This window comes from Amaricoccus macauensis, from assembly GCF_049800915.1.
GTDB lineage: Bacteria > Pseudomonadota > Alphaproteobacteria > Rhodobacterales > Rhodobacteraceae > Amaricoccus > Amaricoccus macauensis_A.
Genome location: NZ_JBNAFY010000001.1, coordinates 719,953 through 741,128, shown reverse-complemented (window position 1 = coordinate 741,128; position 21,176 = coordinate 719,953). Strand labels below are relative to the sequence as shown.

The 21,176-nt window shown below is 60.9% G+C and carries 20 protein-coding genes; 9 read left to right on the top strand and 11 right to left on the bottom strand.

Annotation, left to right across the window (positions count from 1 at the left end; genetic code table 11):
• Window positions 1-16: 16 nt before the first annotated feature.
• The 3 genes from ACP15W_RS03330 to ACP15W_RS03320 all read right to left on the bottom strand — a co-directional run bounded on the left by ACP15W_RS03330 (window position 17) and on the right by ACP15W_RS03320 (window position 3,647).
• On the bottom strand, window positions 17-757 hold the full coding sequence (locus tag ACP15W_RS03330) for a YebC/PmpR family DNA-binding transcriptional regulator (protein WP_424931402.1): 741 nt from the start codon (window positions 755-757) through the stop codon (window positions 17-19).
• An 80-nt stretch (window positions 758-837) separates the two neighbouring features.
• Window positions 838-2,562 carry an SLC13 family permease gene (locus ACP15W_RS03325; protein WP_424931607.1) on the bottom strand — a complete coding sequence of 575 codons (1,725 nt, stop codon included), beginning with the start codon at window positions 2,560-2,562 and terminating at the stop codon, window positions 838-840.
• Window positions 2,563-2,828: 266 nt separating this feature from the next.
• Window positions 2,829-3,647 (bottom strand): TIGR00282 family metallophosphoesterase, encoded by an 819-nt coding sequence (locus tag ACP15W_RS03320; RefSeq protein ID WP_424931401.1) that lies wholly within the window; start codon window positions 3,645-3,647, stop codon window positions 2,829-2,831.
• A gap of 124 nt (window positions 3,648-3,771) precedes the next feature.
• Between ACP15W_RS03320 and hisA the strand changes: the two genes are divergently transcribed.
• The 7 genes from hisA to ACP15W_RS03285 all read left to right on the top strand — a co-directional run bounded on the left by hisA (window position 3,772) and on the right by ACP15W_RS03285 (window position 11,951).
• Window positions 3,772-4,494, top strand: coding sequence for a 1-(5-phosphoribosyl)-5-[(5-phosphoribosylamino)methylideneamino]imidazole-4-carboxamide isomerase (hisA, locus tag ACP15W_RS03315; protein ID WP_424931400.1), 723 nt, complete (start codon window positions 3,772-3,774; stop codon window positions 4,492-4,494).
• A 17-nt stretch (window positions 4,495-4,511) separates the two neighbouring features.
• Entirely contained in the window at window positions 4,512-5,273 is a 762-nt protein-coding gene (gene hisF, locus ACP15W_RS03310) for an imidazole glycerol phosphate synthase subunit HisF (RefSeq protein ID WP_424931399.1), read from the top strand.
• Window positions 5,270-5,593, top strand: coding sequence for a phosphoribosyl-ATP diphosphatase (locus ACP15W_RS03305; RefSeq protein ID WP_424931398.1), 324 nt, complete (start codon window positions 5,270-5,272; stop codon window positions 5,591-5,593). The genes hisF and ACP15W_RS03305 overlap by 4 nt, the downstream gene beginning before the upstream one ends.
• Window positions 5,594-5,771: 178 nt before the next feature.
• Complete coding sequence (locus ACP15W_RS03300) at window positions 5,772-7,451, top strand: hypothetical protein (protein WP_424931397.1); 1,680 nt, start codon at window positions 5,772-5,774, stop codon at window positions 7,449-7,451.
• Between the two features lie 62 nt (window positions 7,452-7,513).
• The gene (gene lepA / locus ACP15W_RS03295; protein ID WP_424931396.1) at window positions 7,514-9,313 is read left to right on the top strand and encodes a translation elongation factor 4; all 1,800 of its coding nucleotides are present in this window, start codon (window positions 7,514-7,516) and stop codon (window positions 9,311-9,313) included.
• A gap of 349 nt (window positions 9,314-9,662) precedes the next feature.
• Complete coding sequence (locus ACP15W_RS03290; RefSeq protein ID WP_424931395.1) at window positions 9,663-10,706, top strand: hypothetical protein; 1,044 nt, start codon at window positions 9,663-9,665, stop codon at window positions 10,704-10,706.
• 753 nt (window positions 10,707-11,459) lie between these two features.
• Window positions 11,460-11,951, top strand: a complete 492-nt coding sequence (locus tag ACP15W_RS03285; RefSeq protein ID WP_424931394.1) for a PTS sugar transporter subunit IIC — start codon at window positions 11,460-11,462, stop codon at window positions 11,949-11,951.
• A 260-nt stretch (window positions 11,952-12,211) separates the two neighbouring features.
• Here the strand turns inward: ACP15W_RS03285 and ACP15W_RS03280 are convergent, their stop codons facing one another.
• A complete protein-coding gene (locus ACP15W_RS03280) occupies window positions 12,212-12,586 on the bottom strand; it encodes a hypothetical protein (RefSeq protein ID WP_424931393.1) in 375 nt (124 codons plus the stop codon).
• A 184-nt stretch (window positions 12,587-12,770) separates the two neighbouring features.
• Here ACP15W_RS03280 and ACP15W_RS03275 point away from each other — a divergent pair, with 184 nt between their 5' ends.
• Both ACP15W_RS03275 and ACP15W_RS03270 read left to right on the top strand, forming a co-directional pair.
• Window positions 12,771-13,301: a Pycsar system effector family protein gene (locus ACP15W_RS03275; RefSeq protein WP_424931392.1), complete on the top strand. Its 531-nt coding sequence runs from the start codon at window positions 12,771-12,773 to the stop codon at window positions 13,299-13,301.
• A gap of 198 nt (window positions 13,302-13,499) precedes the next feature.
• Complete coding sequence (locus ACP15W_RS03270) at window positions 13,500-13,730, top strand: hypothetical protein (protein WP_424931391.1); 231 nt, start codon at window positions 13,500-13,502, stop codon at window positions 13,728-13,730.
• A gap of 11 nt (window positions 13,731-13,741) precedes the next feature.
• Here the strand turns inward: ACP15W_RS03270 and upp are convergent, their stop codons facing one another.
• The 7 genes from upp to ACP15W_RS03235 form a co-directional block, all read right to left on the bottom strand.
• Window positions 13,742-14,377, bottom strand: coding sequence for a uracil phosphoribosyltransferase (gene upp / locus ACP15W_RS03265; protein ID WP_424931390.1), 636 nt, complete (start codon window positions 14,375-14,377; stop codon window positions 13,742-13,744).
• A gap of 17 nt (window positions 14,378-14,394) precedes the next feature.
• Entirely contained in the window at window positions 14,395-15,600 is a 1,206-nt protein-coding gene (locus tag ACP15W_RS03260; protein WP_424931389.1) for a phosphopentomutase, read from the bottom strand.
• Window positions 15,600-16,907 carry a thymidine phosphorylase gene (deoA, locus tag ACP15W_RS03255; RefSeq protein WP_424931388.1) on the bottom strand — a complete coding sequence of 436 codons (1,308 nt, stop codon included), beginning with the start codon at window positions 16,905-16,907 and terminating at the stop codon, window positions 15,600-15,602. Before deoA ends, ACP15W_RS03260 begins: the two co-directional genes overlap by 1 nt.
• Window positions 16,907-17,677 (bottom strand): deoxyribose-phosphate aldolase, encoded by a 771-nt coding sequence (deoC, locus tag ACP15W_RS03250; RefSeq protein WP_424931387.1) that lies wholly within the window; start codon window positions 17,675-17,677, stop codon window positions 16,907-16,909. Before deoC ends, deoA begins: the two co-directional genes overlap by 1 nt.
• Window positions 17,674-18,072 (bottom strand): cytidine deaminase, encoded by a 399-nt coding sequence (locus ACP15W_RS03245; RefSeq protein WP_424931386.1) that lies wholly within the window; start codon window positions 18,070-18,072, stop codon window positions 17,674-17,676. The genes deoC and ACP15W_RS03245 overlap by 4 nt, the downstream gene beginning before the upstream one ends.
• A gap of 62 nt (window positions 18,073-18,134) precedes the next feature.
• Entirely contained in the window at window positions 18,135-19,586 is a 1,452-nt protein-coding gene (locus tag ACP15W_RS03240; protein WP_424931385.1) for a sigma-54-dependent transcriptional regulator, read from the bottom strand.
• Complete coding sequence (locus ACP15W_RS03235) at window positions 19,586-21,064, bottom strand: response regulator (RefSeq protein ID WP_424931384.1); 1,479 nt, start codon at window positions 21,062-21,064, stop codon at window positions 19,586-19,588. Before ACP15W_RS03235 ends, ACP15W_RS03240 begins: the two co-directional genes overlap by 1 nt.
• Window positions 21,065-21,176: the final 112 nt, after the last annotated feature.

Genomic DNA, 21,176 nt, shown 5'->3' with positions numbered 1-21,176 from the left:
TGTCAGGACATGAGCGTCAAAGTTGCGACATGACCTCGTCGGAAATCTCGAAATTCGCCGTCACGGCCTGAACATCGTCGTCGTCTTCGAGCGCCTCGATCAGCCCCATGAGCGACTGCGCCGCTTCCAGGTCAAGTTCGGTGGTCGTCTGCGGTTTCCAGACCAGCTTGGTGGTTTCCGATTCTCCCAGAACCGCCTCGAGCGCGTTGGACACCTCGTTGAGATCGGTATCCGCACACCAGATCACGTGTCCGTCCTCGCCGCTCTCCACGTCCTCCGCTCCGGCCTCGATCGCAGCCATCATCACGTCATCCTCGGATCCCACCGAGGCCGGATAGACGATCTGGCCCTTTCGATCGAACATGAAGGCAACCGATCCGGTCTCACCCAGGTTTCCGCCGCGCTTGGTGAAGGTCGAGCGCACGTTCGAGGCGGTCCGATTGCGGTTGTCGGTCATCGCCTCGACGATGATCGCCACGCCATTGGGTCCATAGCCCTCGTAGCGGATCTCCTCGTAGGTTTCCGCGTCGCCGCCCGCCGCCTTCTTGATCGCCCGGTCGATATTGTCCTTGGGCATCGAGTTGGACTTCGCTTCCTTCACCGCCAGGCGAAGCCGCGGGTTCTTGTCCGGATCGGGATCACCCATCTTCGCAGCGACGGTGATTTCCTTCGACAGCTTGGAGAAAAGCTTCGATCGCGCGGCATCCTGGCGCCCCTTGCGATGCTGAATGTTGGCCCATTTGGAATGCCCGGCCATGCGCCCTGCTCCGTCTGAATTGTCATATGATGGCGCGCGTTATAGGTCAGCGCGCGCCAGAGCCGCAACCCCTCAGGATCTCAGGACGGGACAAAGGGCCAGAAGATCGGAATGAGGAAACAGGAGAGCACCCACATCAGGAGATTGAGCGGAATGCCGACGCGGAAATAGTCCGTGAACCTGTATCCCCCCGGCCCGTAGACCAGCGTGTTCGTCTGATAGCCGATCGGGGTGGAAAAACTCGCTGACGCCGCAAACATCACCGCGACCACGAGCGGCCTCGGGTCGATCCCCAGTTCCTGCGCCAGCGCGATCGCGAGCGGCGTCACCACGATAGCAACCGCATTGTTGGTCACCAACTCGGTGAGGAACATCGAGAGGCCATAGACCGCGAATATGACCAGGAATGGCGGCAGATCCATGAGCATCGGCGCGACGAAACCGACGATGAGCTCCATGGCGCCGGAACTCTCAAGCCCCACGCCCACGGCCAGCATCGCGAAGATGAGCGCGATCAACTGTCCGTTGATGTTCGAATAGGCTTCCTCGTTGTCCATGATCCCGATGAGCAGCACCGCGGCTACACCCACTAGCGCCAGGATGTGGATCGGCGCGACATTGAATGCCGCAAGGAGGACGACGGCCGCCAGAATGCCGACCATGAGCGGCGCCCAGCCCCGCTTGAAGGGCCGCTCCGAGGGTTCGGCGATATCGACCAGCTCGACCTCGGTGGCGAGCCTGCGGATATCCTCCGGCGCCCCCTCGAGCAGAAGCGTGTCCCCTACCCGCACGACTACGTCATCGAGCTGCCGCCCGATATTCTGGTTCCGGCGATGAACCGCCAGCGGATAGACGCCATATCGGCGGCGCAGACGCAGCGAGCCGAGCGAGCGGCCCACCAGCTTGCAGTCCGGCGAGATCAGCGCTTCCACCGTGGTCGTCCGCTTGGAGCCGACCCGGTCCACGAGGGTCACCTTGTCCGAATCCTTGAGCCCCAGAAGCTCCTTCATGTCGGTCCGCAGAACCACGCGGTCGCCGATCTCGAGCATCACGTCCGGAAACTGGCGCCGCAGCGACTCGTCGCCCCGGATCACGTCGATCACCCGCATGCCTTCGCGCCGGAAGAGCGCGACATCCATCACCGGGCTGTCCACGAGCGGCGAGCCGTCCGGAACCACGACCTCTGTGAAGAACCGCATCCGCTTCCGCGGCCCGAGCATGTCGACCATCGAATCCCGCACCGGCAGCAGGAAGCGCCCCGCCGTGGCCAGATAGGCCACGCCCGCGACCGAAAGGATCAGCCCCAGCGGCAGGATCTCGAACAGCGTGAAGGGCTCCATGCCCTTTGTGCGCGCCACACCGTCCACCAGCAGGTTGGTCGAGGTGCCGATCAGCGTCCACATTCCGCCCATGATGGTAATATAGGACAGCGGGATCAACAGCTTGGACGGTGCAAGCCCGAAGGTCTGCGCAAGCTGGACGACGATGGGAATCATCACCACCACGATGGGTGTATTGTTCATGAAGGCCGAGGCGACGATCGTGATCAGCGCCAGCGCGGCCATGGTGCGCTTGGGCCGCTCCTTGGCATGGCTGGTGATCAGCAGCGACAGATGCGCCAGGACCCCCGTCCGGACCAGTCCCCCCGAAAGGATGAACATCGCCACGATGGTCCAGGGTGCGGGGTTGGAAAAAACCTGCAAGACCTCGTCCGCCGGCAACACGCCGGCCACGAGCAGCGCAAGTGCCGCCCCCATCGCCGTCACCTCGGGCGGATAGGTCTCGCGCACGAAGAGCGCGAACATCACGCCAAGCACGACCAGCGTGTACACAGGCGCAAACAACTCATGGCTGAAGAATGCCGTCACTTACCCATCCCCGACTACGAACTAAACAGCGCCAAACCACGGCCGCCGCGACGGTGGCAAAATCGGTGCGCACATTGCCGTAACGATCACAAAGGCTCAAGTCTAGCGAGAACGCACGCAGAATTAACCGCCCGCGCATCCCGCAGGCGCCACGCTGCGCATGATCCCGCCTGTCCGGCAGCCCTTTCGGCCCCCTCAGGCAGTCAGTCGACCGGAACCGAAGGCGCGAGCCGTCCCCCCAGACGCACGGGAACAACCCGTTTTGCCCGCCCCGTCCCGGCTTCCGTCTCCACAAAGACGCCCGAAAGCGTCGCTTCCCCACCCGCGGGTGTGAACCGCCCCTTGGACATGCCCGTGACAAACCGCGTGATCGGCTCGAGCTTGTCCATCCCGATCACACTGTCGTAATCGCCGCACATTCCGGCATCGCTGAGATAGGCCGTGCCTCGCTCGAGGATCTGCGCATCCGCCGTGGGCACATGGGTATGGGTCCCAACCACGAGGCTCGCGCGCCCGTCGCACCAATGGCCCATCGCCATCTTCTCCGAAGTGGCCTCGGCATGGAAATCCACGATCACCGCATCCGCCGTCCCGCCAAGGGGCGCGAGCTTGAGAGCCGCATCGACGGTAGAGAACGGATCGTCGAAGGGCCGCTTCATGAAGACCTGCCCCAAAACCTGGATCACATGGACCTTCCTGCCTCCGGCGGCGTCGAAGACCCGCGCACCCTTGCCCGGCGCGGTCTTGGCGTAGTTCAGCGGGCGCAGGATGCGCGGATTGCGCTCCACCTCGCCCAGCATGTCCTTCTGATCGAACGCATGATCGCCGAGCGTCACGCAATCGGCCCCCGCCTCGAGCAGAAGCTCGGCGTGTGGCGCGGTCAGCCCCATGCCGTTCGAGGCGTTCTCGCCGTTGACGATCACGAAGTCGAGCCGCCAGTCGCGACGGATCTCGGGAAGCCGGTCGGCCACCGCCGTCCGCCCCGCTCGTCCGACCACATCGCCAAGAAAGAGAATACGCATGGCGGACCTCTACAACCTCGGGAACACCCCGGCAAGCGCCGCCAGCTAGTCGCATCACACCGGGTTTTGCATTCCCCTGCGGGCCGGGCTATCAGGCGCTGACAGTGACAGCGAGCTTGCCCAGATGATCCTCTATCCCGCAATCGACCTGAAAGACGGCCAGTGCGTGCGCCTGCTGCGTGGCGACATGGAAAAGGCCACGGTATTTGGCGACGATCCCGCAGCCCAGGCCCGTGCCTTTGCGCAGGCCGGTTGCCGCTGGCTCCATATCGTCGATCTGAACGGGGCCTTCGCGGGTCGCCCGGTCAATGGCGAAGCGGTCGATGCCATCCTCGGTGCGGTGGACGTCCCGGTTCAGCTCGGCGGCGGCATCCGCGACCACGCCACCATCGACAGCTGGCTCGACAAGGGCATCGCGCGGGTGATCCTCGGCACGATCGCGCTCCGCGACCCCGATCTCGTGCGGCAGGCCGCCCGCAACCACCCCGGCAAGGTCGCGGTCGGCATCGACGCGCGGGGCGGCATGGTCGCGGTCGAGGGCTGGGCCGAAACCAGCGACGTCAGCGCCATCGACATGGGCCGACGCTTCGAGGATGCGGGCGTTGCCGCCATTATCTACACCGATATCGACCGGGACGGCGCCATGCAGGGGCCGAATGTCGCCTCCACCGCCGAACTGGCCAATGCCGTCAGCATCCCGGTGATCGCGAGCGGGGGCGTCTCCTCCATGGATGACCTCAGGCGCCTCAAGGAAAGCGGCGCGCCGCTCGATGGCGCGATCTCGGGCCGCGCGCTCTACGAGGGCAAGCTCGATCCCGCCGAAGCGACCGCCTTTCTGGCCGCGTGAGAAAGAAGGGCGACAGGATGCTGAAAATCCGCGTAATTCCCTGCCTCGACGTCAAGAACGGCCGCGTGGTCAAGGGCGTCAACTTCGTCGACCTCATCGATGCGGGTGATCCGGTTGAGGCCGCGCGCGCCTATGATGCGGCCGGGGCGGACGAGCTCTGCTTCCTCGACATCTCGGCCAGCCAGGAAAAGCGCGGAACGCTGCTCGATCTCGCATGTCGCACCGCGGAGCAGTGCTTCATGCCCCTGACCGTGGGCGGCGGCGTGCGGACCCCCGAGGATGTCCGCGCCCTCCTGCTCGCAGGCGCCGACAAGGTCAGTTTCAACACGGCCGCCGTCAACACGCCCGATGTGGTCAACCAGTCGGCCAACAAGTTCGGCAACCAGTGCATCGTGGTGGCCATAGACGCCAAGACCGTGGCCGACGGGCGCTGGGAGATCTTCACCCACGGCGGCACCAAGCCCACGGGCATCGATGCCGTCACCTTCGCGAAGGACATGGTCGCACGCGGCGCGGGGGAGATCCTGCTCACCTCGATGGACCGTGATGGCACTAAGGCGGGCTACAACCTGCCGCTCACCCGCGCCATTGCCGACGCGGTGAGCGTCCCGGTCATTGCCTCGGGCGGCGTTGGGAACCTCCAGCATCTCGTCGAAGGCGTCACCGAAGGCCATGCCTCCGCCGTGCTCGCCGCCTCCATCTTCCATTTCGGCACCCACACCATTGGCGAGGCGAAAGCCGCCATGTCGGATGCCGGCATTCCCGTGAGGCTCGCATGACCGACACGCTGACCCGCCTGAGCCAGACCGTCGCCGCGCGGGCATCCGCCGATCCGGCCTCGTCACACACCGCAAAGCTCCTGTCCAAGGGATCGGCCAAATGCGCCGAGAAATTCGGCGAGGAATCGGTCGAGGCGATCATCGCTGCGGCTCAGGGCGACCGCCCTGCCCTGACCTACGAAGCCGCCGATGTGCTCTTCCACCTCCAGGTCATGCTTCAGGCCTGCGGCGTGCCTTGGGAAGACGTCATTGCCGAACTGGAACGCCGCGAAGGCACGTCCGGCATCGCCGAGAAGGCCGCGCGCCAGCCCGGCAAGTGAAGGATCTACCCAAGGCTGAATAGTGGCGCGCTGCTGCACGTCTGAGCCGGTGTTCGCGCAGAATACCGTGATGAAGGTGCCGTAGCTTTGCCATCCGCCTCGGCGATGTGTTAAACACGTACATGGTCTCTATGGGGTGGGCCTGTAACTTACTTGGTTCAAAGAATAGAAACGAGACATGACAAAAGATCAGGCACATGATTCCGGCAGGTCTTCCCCCGACCGGATCCTCGACCCGCAGGAGTGGGAAAGGCGTGTGGCCGATGCCCGGAAACGCCGGGAAAGAGCGATAGCCGAACGCAAGGCCAAGCAGGCCGCCGAATCCGGTGAGGGAAAGACCGGCGGCGCGCGGATCATCGGCTTCGACCCCACCACCCAGCGCGTGACCGATGAAGCCGGTCGCCCGGTCGAGTCCCCCCATGGCGATGCCGCGCGCCCGCGCGAGGATCATCCCGCCCGTCCTGCGTCCGTCGTCGCGGCCCGTGAGGATCTTGCCGACCGGCTGACGAAAGTGAACCGGATGGCCCGCTCGCAGGGAGCTGGCAGCATATCGGCACGGGAAGCGCCCCGTTCCGAAACACCGGAGCCCCGCCGAACCGAAACAAGTCGAACCGAAACACGCCGGACCGAAACAAGCCGGGCGGAAATGCCGCCGCGACCAGCCGAACCGGATCACGCCCCCGAGCACGACGTCGATTTGCCGTTCGAAAAACCGTCCCGGATCGAGCATGGCGATCCAGGCCCCGTCCTGCGCGCGCCCGCCGGCCCCGCCTTTCCCGGTGCCGATCCCGGACATTCGGCGCGGGCGGCGACCCATGTTCCCACGCCCCCCTCGCGGGGCCGCTCCCGGTCCCGATCCCGCTGGGATCAGAACAAGGCCGTGGCCATCGCGGTTCTTGTCGTGCTGGCCCTCCTCGGCGGGATCTACGCCTACACCCTGCTTCCCGGCCAGGACCCGGCCCAGCTGCCAGCCCCCGAGGAAACCGCGACCGGCGAAACCGCAGCCCCGGAGGAGGTCGCGGAGGCCGAACCGCTGTCGCCCGCAAGCGGCAACATCTCCGATTCGGCTGAGGAGCTGAACGCACCGGAACCGGAAACGCTCGCACGTCTCGATCTGCCCGATGCACCGGTTGCGCCGGGGGATGCGATTGCCGAGCCCCGCAACCTTCCGGCCGAAACGACCGAACTTGCCGCCGCCCGGCCCGAGCAGCCGACGGATTTCGCCTCGCCCGATGCGCCCACGTCCGACACGCTCCCCTCCGCACCCGTCGCCATCGAGCCGCCGCAGCCGCCGGCGCAACCTGTCGAGGAAACGGAAACCGCCGCCGAACCGGAAGCGCCCGCTGCGGAGGAAACCGAAGAGGCCGACACCACCGTCCTGCCCACCTCCGCGATCCGGGTCTACATCCACGCCCCCGTGACCGTGGCCCAGGATCGGATCGACGCCACCTCCGCGGCGCTCGAAGCCGTGGGCTACTCCGTGCAATCGGTCAGCCGCATCAATCTCAGCGTCAGCTCGAGCAATGTGCGCTATTTCTTCGGCGGCGATGTCGATCACGCCAACGCCATCGGTTCGGCCCTGCGTGGCCTGTTCCCCGAAGGCCCCTACGTGCGCGACTTCACCTTCCTCGACACGCTCGCCACAAACGGACACATCGAGGTCTGGCTCTCGGGCACGGCGCGCGCCTCTTCCAACACCGGCCAGACGCCGCAACCGACCCAGCCCGTGAGCAATCCGGTCCCGACCGTGCAGCAACCTGCGCAGCCGCCCGCGGCCAGCGCACCGGCACCAACGAACCCCAATGCGGTCGATCCAAACCGCCTTCGCAGCCTCGTGGAGACCGCGCAGGATCCCTGAGAGGATGCGCGCGGCCTCCAAGGCCACTTGACCGCCCCCAAAAACCCGGCGATATCGCGCGAATGACCGATATCTCGCGCATCCGAAACTTCTCCATCGTCGCCCATATCGACCACGGGAAATCCACCCTGGCCGACCGGCTCATCCAGTCCACCAACACGGTGTCGGAGCGCGAAATGAAGGCGCAGCTCCTCGACACGATGGACATCGAGCGCGAGCGCGGCATCACCATCAAGGCCCAGACCGTCCGCATCGAATATACCGCCAAGGACGGGCTCACCTACATCCTCAATCTCATCGACACGCCGGGCCACGTCGACTTCGCCTACGAGGTCTCCCGCTCCATGCGCGCGGTCGAGGGTTCGCTGCTGGTGGTCGATGCCAGCCAGGGCGTCGAGGCGCAGACGCTGGCCAATGTCTACCAGGCCATCGACGCCGACCACGAGATCGTGCCCGTCCTCAACAAGATCGACCTGCCCGCCGCCGAACCCGACCGGGTCAAGGAGCAGATCGAGGACGTGATCGGCATCGACGCCTCCGAGGCGGTCGAGATCTCCGCCAAGACCGGCCTCGGCATCCCCGACGTGCTGGAAGCCATCGTCACCCGCCTGCCCGCCCCCTCCGGCGAGACGGACGCACCGCTCAAGGCCATGCTCGTCGACAGCTGGTATGACGCCTACCTCGGCGTGGTCGTCCTCGTGCGCATCTTCGACGGCGTGCTGAAGAAGGGCGACAAGATCAAGATGATGCAGACCGGCGCCACCTACCCCGTCGACCGCGTCGGCCATTTCCGCCCCGGCATGCTGCCCGTGGACGCGCTCTATCCGGGCGAGCTCGGCTTTCTCACCGCCTCGATCAAGCAGGTCCGCGACACCCGCGTGGGCGACACCATCACCACCGAGAAGAAGGGCTGCGAAAAGGCCCTGCCCGGCTTCAAACCCGCCCAGCCGGTGGTGTTCTGTGGTCTCTTCCCGATCGACGCCGCCGACTTCGAGGACATGCGCGACGCCATCGAGAAGCTCCAGCTCAATGACGCCAGCTTCTCCTCCGAAATGGAGACCTCCGCTGCCCTCGGCTTCGGCTTCCGCTGCGGTTTCCTCGGCCTCCTGCACCTCGAGGTGATCCGCGACCGGCTCGAGCGCGAATACGATCTCGACCTCATCACCACCGCGCCCTCGGTCATCTACAAGATCTTTCTCAACGACGGCTCGATGATGGAGCTGCACAACCCCGCCGACATGCCCGAGATGGTCAAGATCGACCATATCGAGGAGCCGCGCATCAAGGCGACCATCCTCGTGCCCGACGAATTCCTCGGCGACGTGCTCAAGCTCTGCCAGGACCGCCGCGGCATCCAGCTCGACCTCACCTACGCCGGCACCCGCGCCATGGTGGTCTACGATCTGCCCCTGAACGAGGTGGTCTTCGACTTCTACGACCGATTGAAATCCGTCACCAAGGGCTACGCCTCCTTCGACTACCAGGTGATCGGCTACCAGGAAGACGACCTGGTGAAGATGCAGATCCTCGTTAACGACGAACCGGTGGACGCGCTTTCGACCATGGTGCACCGCGCCCGCGCCGAGGCCCGCGGCCGGGTCATGTGCGAGAAGCTCAAGGAACTCATCCCCCAGCATCTCTTCAAGATCCCGATCCAGGCGGCCATCGGCGGGCGGATCATCGCCCGCGAGACGATCTCCGCGCTCCGCAAGGACGTGACGGCCAAGTGCTACGGCGGCGACGTGAGCCGAAAGCGCAAGCTGCTCGACAAGCAGAAGGCGGGCAAGAAGAAGATGCGCCAGTTCGGCCGCGTCGAGATCCCGCAGGAAGCCTTCATCAACGCGCTGAAGATGGATGATTAGGTAAGCATGCCGCGCAAAAGTGGGTACCGGTTTTGCGCTCCTCGGCATGCGAACAAATCAAGCCTCCAGCATGCCGCGAAAAAGTGGGCACCGGTTTCGCGCTCTTCGGCATGCGAACCAACAAGACTCCAGCGTGCCGCGCAGTAATTTATCGTGCGGCATGGACACGTGAAATAATTCCCCAAATAGTCTTGAAGTATATTTTCCAAATAAGGTGAAATCCACCGCCAGGCCTGATGCTGCCGCCTTTTGCGGCAGCCTTCTCGTCGCTTCAGTTGGCTTGATCCTTTACAACAAGTGAACGAACTGAATAATGGTTTAAAGATAATGATTTCTAGTGTGTATTGACATGGACCTGACCCCGCCCGGTATAGCTCGAAACTTACTACGCGACTCAACGATAGAAGGTATTCACGAAAGATATATTGATCAATTTCCAAGGTTTGAAAGCTCGATCGAAGCATTCCAGGGTCTAAAAACAGACTACGATGCTAAATATTCGTGGAATGAAGATTCTATATCAAGCAGAGACTTTTTAAATATCGCTAGATTTTTATGCCTGAATTACGACCTTTCTACAATTGAGCTTCCTGCTTATGGTCTGCCCAGTTATCCATTTGCATTCAATAAGGAAAATAGAAAGATCAGTCACCTAAATCCACTGTTTGCGATGCCGATGGAAGCACAGGCAAAATTGTTCCTTGGATACAACTTGGAAGTCACTCCAAGATTCTACTATTGGAAAGGTGAAGCTAACACTAAATTGATAGAGAAACTAATGCCTGCCCTCGAGTCTGGGAGATTGATTGTAAGACCATCTCGCGCAAACCTTTTTGCTTACGTTGGCCAGGACGGCAGTAGAGAGACAGGTAGCCTCGTTGATGGTCCCGACATTTGGAAGCTTGAACGTGAGCTAAATTATTTGGGAGTCAAGAGATACGAGGCTCAGAAACAAGATGAGATTGGGTTATTTGATTTATGTATACCGTTCATAGCTGACATTCCTTTTGATCTACTCCACAGAATAATTGAAGACGAAGAAGACGTCCTATTCGAGTTGAGGCGCGAATTGCGCGAAATCATCGACAAGAACCCCGGAATGGATACTGAAGAAATGATTAGGGACCTGATTTTTCCTAGAATACATGCGCTTGAAATAAAATACAAAAAACTCATGGAACGGAGGTCGATCAGGAAAGTTGCGTGCATAGGTAGAGCGTCAGTTTCACTTTTGTCGTTTCTGTTATTTCCAAGCCTCAGTGGCGCGTCGAGCTTTGGAGAAAATTCGATTTCAGCTCTCATAGAAAGGGAGGAGTACAATGATGCAAGAAGGAGCCTCGACCCGTCAATGAGAGTGCTTTGGAGGTTGAGAAAGATTCAAACAACGAAATAGGCTAAGCATCGTGACAGTTAAGATTCTTATCTCACAAATAGCCGTTTGGGACTCTTGATCCCGCTTTTACCGCATTTTAGACCGCCGGCGCACGCGGCGCTCCCCCGGAGCCCCGCTGACGCGATCCTCAGGAAATGTGGCGATACCCCACGCTACCTCAATCTCGCGCGTGAAATAACTCCCCAAATATTCTTGAAGTATATTTCCCAAAAAAGGTGAAATCCATCGCCAGGCCTGATGCTGCCGCCTTTTGCGGCAGCCGTCTCGTCGCTTGAGCCAGCCCATTCTGATTAACCGCGAAATCGAATTCTCTTGGAGTCAAGTCCACTCAACTTAATCTTACACGCGGTAGATCGAACCGCGTTGTGAATTTGCAACTGACGCGCCGAAAGAAGAGTCATCGCTTCTATTTTTTTTCGAATTGACCCGTAGCAAATCGAGCCACGCAACCCGTGTCGTGCAGCAAGCACGCTTTCAGCGTGACACGGCTGCGCGCTTTCGCGCTTGCGTCGTGCCAAAGACACGCATTCACCATGATGCGCCCGCGCGTCTCTCACCTGACCATTGGGGAAAGATTGACCCCCCTCGACCTCCGCGCATGGCGCTCTGGTCGATCGGATCGCACGGCGTGCCACTGGCACCCCGCTGGCGCGTTCCTCGCTAGGCCGTCTTCGGCCGTGGGCCCGCCTTTTTGATCTGGTGGACTACATCCGTGCGCTGAACCCAAATCGCAGAAAAAATCAGTATTAACAATTGGATCTGATACTCGCTGCACAACAACGCGCGCTCATCCTGGGAGGGCAGCCTACAATGTTCATCTTGGCTATAAGAGATAGAAAGGGTAAAATCATTGCGATAGAAATGGTTTCAGCTTGGGCAATTTGCCTATCCTTTGCCTATATAGCAAATAAGACGTTTTCTATTCTAATAGTTATATTTTGTGTATTTGTTGCACTTTTGGGATCATTTTTGCTTTTCAGAATGCAGAATACGTTGATCATAAATAATAGCAGCTCGAAAGAATTCGCTTTTCCAAGCTCAAAAAGAGCGGAAATCTACAATACCCTACTATATTTTCTAGTGATATTTGTATTTTTCCTTCCAACGTCAATATTATTAATATACAGGGATCATGAATCAAGTGGTCTATCCTCTTTTCTGCCGGTATATATAATGCATATATTATCGTTATTCTCTGTAACCGGACTGTTCTTTGATTTTTTCAGACGTAGAAAGAGGTGTTAGAACGCTGGGTTGACCCATGGACCAGCGCCACGTGCCACCGGCATCCCGCTCACGCGATCCTCGACGCGCCTACTTGCATCACCACGCTATAGGTACGCCGGGGCCCGCCATACTTGGAACTGAACCGCTCCGTTAACTCCTCACCCGAGCACGCAAATCGTATGCATGAAATATGTATGGAATATGCATTGAAACTGCATGGGCCAAGTTGCTGTTAAAAAATAAATAATCCCGTTCCGAAGCCATTACCGGCGCCGCCCCTACCTCAACCCCCGCACCAGTTCCCGATAAGCCTCGGGATCGTCTCGCAGGAGGTCGGTGAGCGCGTCCTCGGCCCGCTCCCGGAGCGTCGCGCGATGGTCCAGTTTCTCCGCCTCGATCCGCGCCGAGAGCCCCGCCAGTTCACCGGCGTCCGTCCCGGTCTTCTCGGCCAGCCGCAGCACGGTGTCGATAACCGTGTCGAGCTGGCGGCCATAGCTCGCCACATTGCGCACGATCCGGCCCTCGAGCCGGCCATCGCCCGCGATATCGACGTTCACCGTCGGCGAGAAGAATCTCGGGTCGATATCCTGGGTCACATTGCCCGAAAGCGGCGCCCGGAAGACCGCCATCCACGCATCAAAAAGCGCCGTCATGCTCAAATTCCTCTGATGTCTCCATGCGATAGCCCTACACCAGCTCGGGACCGCCCAAAGTGTGTTTGCCCACACCCAGACCATCCGCGCGCTTGACAGCGCCGCCCCCCGTCATCCTTAGTCAGAGGATCGCGCGCTCAATACCGCTCTGCGCGCCTCGGAGGATATTTCCAGGACCCATGTGATGAACGCTGCGCCCGACATCACCCGCATGGCGGATCAGAGCCTGAGCCCGGCCGAAACCGCCCGGCTGCTGGAGGAAAATCTCGAGCGGCAGCTTGCGGCGATCCGGGCGTCCGACGCCAAGATCACCCTGCTCGTGCCCACCACCACCGCCATGGCGGGGATACTCGGCGCGATGTTTCGCGGCTCGGGCGTGGAGGGCCTCCCTGCCCTCTATCTCGTGCTCTCCGCCGTGCCGGTTATCCTCACCTATTTCTTCATGGCGATGGCCCTCGTGCCGCGCGTGAGGAAGGACAGCGGCACCTCGATCCTCTTCTTCGGCGATGTCTCGAACCGCAGCCTCGAGGAGTTTCGCGCCGTCGTCTCCGGCCTCACGCCGACATCCTACGTCGAGGATCTCACCGAGCAGTGCTACGTCACCTCAGGCATTGCCCGGAGCAAATACCGCCACGTCCGCCGGGCCTATCTCGCCTTCTTCTCCGCCCTGCCGTTCTGGGCGCTGGCGATCTACGTCCTCAGCGGCGGGGCGTGATCTTCCGGCGGGTTCAGGAGCGGCATCTGGCAATTTGCCATACAGTTTCCATACGCAAACCATACCGATTCCATATCCGAAAAACTTCCGCATTCGGCGGCCTGCAGGCCGGTTTACCAAGCCGCACCGGCATCGTGGACGACAAACCGCGCGCGCGTTAATATTCGTTAATCACGACCCCACGCAGGAGCCAAGCCAATGATCAGACTGGCCTTTTTCATGGCGCTCGCACTGGCCTCCGCGCCTGCAGCCTTCGCGATGGAAACCACGGAGCCGATCGAGGGCGTCACCATCACCCGTGGCCCCGCCGTCTCGCCCGAACCGGAATGGCGGGCTGCCCGCCGCCAGGCTTTCATCCTCGGCACCATCAACCAGCCGAAAACATTCAATATTCTGGTTCGCAGGCAGCCATATTACGAAAGCTGGTAGCGGCCTGGCCGCTACTTCGTGCCGAACATGCGGTCGCCCGCATCGCCCAGCCCAGGAAGGATATAGCCCTTCTCGTTGAGGCCGCGATCAAGTGACGCCGTTATTATCGGCACGTCAGGATGCGCCTCCGCCATGCGTTTGACCCCCTCCGGAGCCGCCAGTAGACACAGAAAACGGATATCGCGCGCGCCCGCCTCCTTGATGAGATCCACCGCGGCAGCCGAAGAATTGCCAGTGGCCAGCATCGGATCCACAGCGATGGCCGTGCGGGCGTCCATGTCGGATGGCAGCTTGTTGTAATACTGGACCGGCTGAAGCGTCTCCTCGTCGCGATACAGACCGACAAAGCCGACACGCGCGGCCGGAATAAGCTCCAGAACGCCGTCGAGAAGCCCATTTCCCGCACGCAGGATGGAGACCAGTGCGAGCTTCTTACCCTCGAGAATGGGCGCATCCATCTCTTCCATGGGCGTCCGGATCTTGCGGGTTTCCAGCGGCAGATCCCGCGTCACTTCATAGGCCAGCAGCAGGCTGATCTCGCGAAGAAGCCTCCGAAACCCTGCGGTAGAGGTCTCGAGATCTCGCATGATCGTCAGCTTGTGCTGTACCAATGGGTGATCGACAACGGTGAGGTTGGGATGAATCATTGCTCCTCGCTACTCCTTTACAGCCTGTTCGTCCCGTGCCGACCGGGCGCGAGCCTCAGATGGGCCGCGAGGGTTTCGCCAACATCGGCAAAATTCATCGGGCCCAAACACTTGGGGGGTATTCCGGGCCCGGTTCCGATCACCGGCACCCGCTCGCGCGTGTGATCCGCACCTCGGAAGGTTGGATCATTGCCGTGATCGGCGGTGATAATCATGAGGTCGCCGGGCCCGAGTTGCGCTTCCATCTCGGGAATACGTGCATCAAAGGTCTCCAGGGCGCGTGCGTAGCCTGAAACGTCCCGCCGATGACCATAGAGGGAATCGAATTCGACGTAGTTGGCAAAAACGAAATCCCCGGTCTCGGCCTCGCGCAGGACCCTGACGGTTTCATCCACCAGCCCCATGTCGTCCTTCGCCTTCGAGAGCGTTGTTATGGCCCTGTGTGCGAAAATGTCGCCTATCTTGCCGATCGCATGGGTTTTTCCGCCTGCTTTCACGACCCGATCAAGGAGCGTATCCTCCGGCGGCGCGATGGCATAGTCGCGGCGTTGCGGAGTGCGACGGAAGCTTGCCCGATCCTCCCCGACAAAGGGTCGCGCGATCACGCGCCCAAGACGCATCGGATGCACGATCCGTGCAGTCAGTTCACAGAGTTCCAGCAGCCGGTCGAGACCGAAATGATCCTCGTGCGCCGCGATCTGCAGCACACTGTCCACGGATGTGTAGACAATCGGCTTGCCGGTGCGCAGATGCTCCTCACCGAAATCCTCGATGACCGGAATGCCCGAATAGTGACGATTGCAAAGGGTTCCGGGCAGTCCGCCCTCTGCCGCCATGCGGTTGGTGATCTCTGTCGGGATCGAGGGATCGCCGTCTGGAAAATAGTGCCAGTCCCACGGAACGGGGACTCCCGTGAGTTCCCAGTGCCCTGAAGGAGTATCCTTGCCTTGGCTGATCTCGGTAGCCGCACCCCAAATGCCCTGTGGAACCTCGTCAAATCCGGGCAAGTCGATTTCCGAAGCTGCGCGGATCGCAGCCCCAAGGCCGAGCCTTGCCATGTTTGGCAGTTTGAGGGGGCCGCTCCGGCCTTCCTCCGCCCGGCCTTCGGCACAGGCCTGAATGATGTGACCAAGCGTGTTCGCCCCCTCGTCGCCGAATTCGGCCGCGTCCGGGGCCCCGCCGCAACCGACGGAGTCCATTACGAGAAGAAATGCGCGTGCCATCAGGTGATCTTTCCAGCGATGAGTGGGGCTTCCTCGCTGGGCGCCTCACTGATCGTGTACGCAGAAAGCACCCTGGCTTTGGCTGTTTCCAAGGCTTCGGGTGTTGCCGCATGAATGCGCGCAAGCGGCGTGTCGGGATCGACCGACGCGCCAAGTCCGATCAACCCTTCGAGCCCAACGCCATAGTCGATCAAGTCGGTGGCACGCTGTCGTCCGCCGCCGAGTTCTACGACTGCAAAACCCAACGCGCGCGTATCGATCGCCGTCACGAAGCCGGCCTGATCGGCGGTGACATCCGCACTCTCGTCGGATGTCACGAGATAGTGCTCGAACCGATCCACGAAATCGGTTGGCCCACCGAGTGCCGCGACCATCTCGCTGAATTTCTCACTCGCAGCGCCACTTTCAAACGCCCTGTCGATCATCTCGGCACCAGAGGCCGGATCATCCGCCAGCCCGGACATGGCCAGCGCTTCCGCACCCAGTGCCACTGTGACGTCCCAAAGCCGGCTGTCGACAGCGTCACCTCTCAGGAACCGCACCGCATTGGCCATTTCGAGCGCGTTGCCGGCGGCCGTGGCAAGTGGTTCGTTCATGTCCGTGATCAGGGCGCGCGTTTTGCATCCTGCCCCGTTGGCCACATCCGTCAACGCCTGGGCAAGAGCGCGGGCGTCATCTTCCCGGGCCATGAAAGCGCCGGATCCAGTCTTCACATCGAGGATCAGCGTATCGAGCCCCGCAGCAAGCTTCTTGGAGAGGATCGATGCCGTGATCAGGTCGATCGACTCGACGGTCGCGGTGACATCCCGGATCGCATAGAACCGCTTGTCGGCGGGGGCGATATCCGCTGTCTGGCCTATGACCGCGCATCCCACATCGCGAACGACGCGAGAGAAGGTTTCCGCATCGGGCTGCGTGGTGTAGCCTGGGATTGCATCGAACTTGTCGAGCGTCCCGCCAGTATGCCCAAGGCCGCGTCCCGAAATCATCGGGACAAACGCTCCGCAAGCGGCCAAGGCCGGCGCCAGCATCAGGCTCACATTGTCGCCCACGCCACCGGTGGAATGCTTGTCGACAACAGGCCCTGGTAGGTCCCATTTCAGAACGTCGCCGCTGTCGCGCATCGCCTCTGTGAGCGCCACGCGTTCGCTCACGTCCAGCCCGCGGAAGAACACCGCCATGGCAAAGGCCGCGACCTGCCCCTCCGTGACCGAGTCCCGCGTGAGCCCCTCGATCAACTGTCTGATCTGTTCTGGTGAAAGCGATCCACCGTCACGTTTCGCCGCGATGATTTCCTGTACGAGCATCAGTAGCTGTCTTCATTCAGTTCTGCAGATGAGCCACCCAAGGTTTCGAGCAAAGCATCCAACAACCCCGAGGCTCCGATGCGGAAGTTGCGCGGGCCAGCCCAGCTCCCCCCCATCAGGTCGTCGCAGATCGCGAAGTAGGTCTTGGCATCCTCCGTCGTCCGGATCCCGCCGGAGACCTTCAGGCCCGCGCTGCTCCCGGATGTCTTGATCGCATGCAGCATGATTTCTGCGGCTTCCGGGGTCGCGTTGACCGAGACTTTCCCGGTCGATGTCTTCAGGTAATCCGCTCCGCCCCGAAGGGCGCGCTCGGCGGCGTCCCTGATCAGCGCTGCATCCTTCAGTTCACCGGTTTCCAGAATGGCCTTGAGCGGCGCGCTACCGCAAACCTTCCGCACGTCTGCGACACAACGCTCCACGGCCTCCGGATCGCCATCCATCAGGGCTCGATAGGGAATCACCAGATCGATCTCGTCCGCGCCAGCCTCAAGAGCCTTCTCCGTTACCAGCTTCACGTCCTCGATCGGTTCGGCCCCGGATGGAAAATTGACCACGGTCGCCACGTGGACGCCGGTTCCCTTCAAGGCCCCCGAGGCTTGGGCCACGAAACGTGGCCAGACGCAAACTGCCGCTACCGAGCCTTCGCGGGTCTGAGCCCGTTTGCAAAGCGTATCGACGTCGGCTTCGGTGCAATTGTCCTCGAGATTTGTCAGGTCGAGACATACAATCGCACGGCGTGCTGTTGTTTCCAATTCGCTGCTAGCGCTCATTTTTCCGCCCGATCCATATGATCCGCACCAAAACTGCCCGGCAGGAGTTCGCCCAAGGTCGTGCGGCCCTTCTCGCCTTCAGGGCCTGCCATCACGATGACGGTCCCTGGCTTGGCAAACTCCGCGATCTTCTGGCGGCAGCCACCGCAAGGCGGCACCGGCAGTGGGCTGTCGGCCGCCACCACGATTTCCCGGATTTCACGCGCACCGCCGAGGATCATGGCAGAAATGGCACCGGCCTCGGCACATGTGCCTTCCGGAAAGGCGACATTCTCGACGTTGCAACCGGAATAGACCTCTCCGTCGTCAGCGAGAAGAGCGGCACCCACCTTGAAGCCGGAATAAGGCGCGTGTGCTTGGGCCTGTGCGGCCAGGGCTACCTTGATCAGATCCATGTTTCCCCCGGATATCGCGAACGAGACTATGAGCGCGGCGACGGGGCATTGGCAAGTGCCGATCAGGCAGTCTTTTCCACGTTGTTCCAGCTTTCCAGCTTGCGATAGACCGTCGATGGGGACAGCCCCAGTACCTTCGCGGCGCGCGGAATCGAGCCTTCGCAATGGGCAATCGTCGCCTCGATGAAGTCCCGCTCTACTTCCGCGAGTGGAAGCCCGACAAGAGCCGCGACGGGATTGTTTTTCGCGTCCGTTCCATTCGGTGCCGGAGGAACGGTATTCTCAATGTTGCTGGCAATTGGAGAGGGAACCCCCACCTGCGAAATGCCGACCGGAGCGTGCATGTCACCCGGCAACATGCTTCGCTGCACCAGCGGCCCTTCGTGCAGAACCACAACGTTCCGTATGACGTTGAGCAACTGCCGGACGTTGCCGGGCCAAGGATAACTGCGAAGGATGTCGATGGTTTCGGTGTCGAACCCGGTGAAGTGCTTCCCTTCTTCCTCGGCGTAGCTGAGCAGGCTCGATTGGGCGATGTCGAGCACATCATCCGGTCTATCACGGAGCGGAGGCATGTGAATTGGCACCACATGGAGCCTGTAGTAGAGATCTTCGCGGAACCGCCCGGCGCGCACCTCGGCAAGCGGATCGCGGTTTGTGGCGCAGACAATGCGGACATCCACCGATTTCGGCCGCGACGCGCCCACGGGCTGGATTGTCGAGGTCTGCAGAAAGCGAAGCAGCTTGGTTTGAAGCGAGAGATCCATCTCGCAAATTTCATCCAGAAACAGCGTCCCGCCATCGGCAATCGCAGCCGCGCCAGGCTTGTCCGACAGGGCGCCAGTGAACGAGCCCTTAAGATGACCGAAGACCTCTGATTCCAGGAGGTCGCGCGGAATGGCGGCGCAATTGAGCGGCACGAATGTCTTCTGTGCACGTGTGGAGTTGGCGTGGATCGCCCGGGCGCAAAGATCCTTGCCGGTCCCGCTTTCTCCCGTGATGAACACCGTAGCGGTGGATCGACCGATAGAGCGGATCATTCGATAGATCTCGCCCATGGCTTCCGACTTGCCGATGAAACCTTCAAAGCCGAGGGACTCGAGATCCGTATCCGCCGGGTTGGCGGCAACACTACTCGACCCGACGTCCTGCAAGCTCGAAAGTGCGTTCTGCACGGCATTGACAAAACGCGCATCATCAAATGGTTTCACGAGGAAGTCGAAAGCACCGGCACGCATGGCCTGTACAGCGCGATAAATGGAACCATTCGCTGTTATGACAATGACCCGCAAATCGGGGTGCTCCGCCTGAACTTGTTCAAGGAGTTCGAGACCATCTCCATCCGGCAATTGCAGGTCGAGGAGAAGTAGTTTCGGAGTGAAGTCTTCCAGCGCGGCACGGGCATCCGCCAGCGAGTAGGCGCAGGTTACGTCGTGACCATAACGGATCAGCGCCTGACTGTAGACCATCGAAAGCGTTTCGGTATCTTCGACCAATAGAATGCGATTGGCCATCAGGCGGTCTCCGGAATTCTGCGTTCACCCTCAACAAAGGCAATCGCGCGGTCCAGCTCGTCGATACACTGGGCAATCTTGTCCGGAAGCCCACGAAGGTCTTCATCATGCGCGGCTGCGTTGACGTCACGCGAGGCCGAGACGACGTGATTGGCCCCGATGGCACCTCCGACCGAGATCAGGATATGAGACGCAGAACGCACGGCTTTCAGATCCATCTGGTCCAGGGAATCTCCTAGTTCCGATCTTGCACCGGCAAGATCCGCGAGCACGCGATCGAGCAGTTCGGCTCTCATATCCGCTCCCACGGCGACGACAAGCGTGTCGTAGATGCTGCGATCGACTGCGGCTCCCTCGACCAACTGCGAACCCGTATTCGGAATTGGAGTCTTTTCAGTTGTAGGTTCCATATGGACAGAAAGAGCGCGTCCGAACTCCGCAATCCCAGTGATCGGTTTCGAAATCAATCCGTTCGCACCGGCATTGGCGATCCTCTCCTTGTGCTCTTGCATGGCATAGGCAGTGAGCGCCACGATGGGAATTCGGCTCCGTACGTCAGGCAAAGTCCGGATTGCCCTGATCACATCGATCCCTGACAGGCGCGGCATCTCGATATCGACCACGACGAGATCAAACTGTTCCCGTGAGAAAACTTCGAGAGCTTCCACACCATCACTTGCCACAGATACGACCGCATCCAATGCAGAGAGCATCTGGGTGGCGACCATCTGATTTGTCGGATTGTCCTCCGCCAGAAGCACACGCGCCCCGGCAAGAGCCGGAAAGGACGCGTTCTGGGAAAGGTTTGGTTTGGTGGCGCCGTGGTCCCAGAGGAATAGCCTCTCCGGCAGCCAGATGGCCGCCACGGTTCCGCCCTCCGCAGCATTTCGGAGCGAAAAACGACCTCCAAGTTCGGTGGCGAGCGACTTTACGATCTGCAGTCCGAGCCGGTTCCTCGCGTCAATATGCAGCGCGTCTCCGAACCCGGGCCGCGAGACGGCTCGCAGAACGGATTCATCGACACCGGGTCCAGTGTCCCTGACGACAATGTCCATTCCGCCCTTGGGAGCTCGGGAGAGTTTCACATGAACACTGCCCGATTGCGTGTAACGGATCGCATTTGAAACCAGATTTCCCACCATTCGGGACAGGTTGACTGCCGGACAGTCCAAAGCTGACGGAAGACCTTCTTCGGCATCCACCACAAACTCCACATCCCTGCCCGCTGCAGCACCATCCCAGCGACGGCAGAGAAACTCCTGGAATTCTTCGAGATTCGTCGTGGCTCCAAGAGCTCCGGCGTCGGAGATATCTGGCGAGTCACCGATGGCTTGAGAAACAAGCGAAGCAAGCACGAGCGATGCTGCATGGACGCGCTCCAGCTGCTGTCTCGTTTCTTCCGGCAATGTAGATAGGTCGATTGTGCAAAGGCCACCCAGAATGCCATTCAGGGACGTCCGGATATCATGTGTCAACATTGCCGTCTCGGCAACACCCGGCAAACGGCTGCTTTCAATAACCTTTTTACGGTCAAGGCTGGGCTCGATAGCCGTCATGCTCTCCCCCGAAATCTAATTGCCTCCTTCGTAG

Coding starts and splice junctions, on each gene's coding strand:
- ACP15W_RS03330 (WP_424931402.1), bottom strand. CDS start 757: ATGGCCGGGCATTCCAAATGGGCCAACATTCAGCATCGCAAGGGGCGC.
- ACP15W_RS03325 (WP_424931607.1), bottom strand. CDS start 2,562: ATGTTCGCGCTCTTCGTGCGCGAGACCTATCCGCCCGAGGTGACGGCG.
- ACP15W_RS03320 (WP_424931401.1), bottom strand. CDS start 3,647: ATGCGTATTCTCTTTCTTGGCGATGTGGTCGGACGAGCGGGGCGGACG.
- hisA (WP_424931400.1), top strand. CDS start 3,772: ATGATCCTCTATCCCGCAATCGACCTGAAAGACGGCCAGTGCGTGCGC.
- hisF (WP_424931399.1), top strand. CDS start 4,512: ATGCTGAAAATCCGCGTAATTCCCTGCCTCGACGTCAAGAACGGCCGC.
- ACP15W_RS03305 (WP_424931398.1), top strand. CDS start 5,270: ATGACCGACACGCTGACCCGCCTGAGCCAGACCGTCGCCGCGCGGGCA.
- ACP15W_RS03300 (WP_424931397.1), top strand. CDS start 5,772: ATGACAAAAGATCAGGCACATGATTCCGGCAGGTCTTCCCCCGACCGG.
- lepA (WP_424931396.1), top strand. CDS start 7,514: ATGACCGATATCTCGCGCATCCGAAACTTCTCCATCGTCGCCCATATC.
- ACP15W_RS03290 (WP_424931395.1), top strand. CDS start 9,663: ATGGACCTGACCCCGCCCGGTATAGCTCGAAACTTACTACGCGACTCA.
- ACP15W_RS03280 (WP_424931393.1), bottom strand. CDS start 12,586: ATGACGGCGCTTTTTGATGCGTGGATGGCGGTCTTCCGGGCGCCGCTT.
- ACP15W_RS03275 (WP_424931392.1), top strand. CDS start 12,771: ATGAACGCTGCGCCCGACATCACCCGCATGGCGGATCAGAGCCTGAGC.
- ACP15W_RS03270 (WP_424931391.1), top strand. CDS start 13,500: ATGATCAGACTGGCCTTTTTCATGGCGCTCGCACTGGCCTCCGCGCCT.
- upp (WP_424931390.1), bottom strand. CDS start 14,377: ATGATTCATCCCAACCTCACCGTTGTCGATCACCCATTGGTACAGCAC.
- ACP15W_RS03260 (WP_424931389.1), bottom strand. CDS start 15,600: ATGGCACGCGCATTTCTTCTCGTAATGGACTCCGTCGGTTGCGGCGGG.
- deoA (WP_424931388.1), bottom strand. CDS start 16,907: ATGCTCGTACAGGAAATCATCGCGGCGAAACGTGACGGTGGATCGCTT.
- deoC (WP_424931387.1), bottom strand. CDS start 17,677: ATGAGCGCTAGCAGCGAATTGGAAACAACAGCACGCCGTGCGATTGTA.
- ACP15W_RS03245 (WP_424931386.1), bottom strand. CDS start 18,072: ATGGATCTGATCAAGGTAGCCCTGGCCGCACAGGCCCAAGCACACGCG.
- ACP15W_RS03240 (WP_424931385.1), bottom strand. CDS start 19,586: ATGGCCAATCGCATTCTATTGGTCGAAGATACCGAAACGCTTTCGATG.
- ACP15W_RS03235 (WP_424931384.1), bottom strand. CDS start 21,064: ATGTTGACACATGATATCCGGACGTCCCTGAATGGCATTCTGGGTGGC.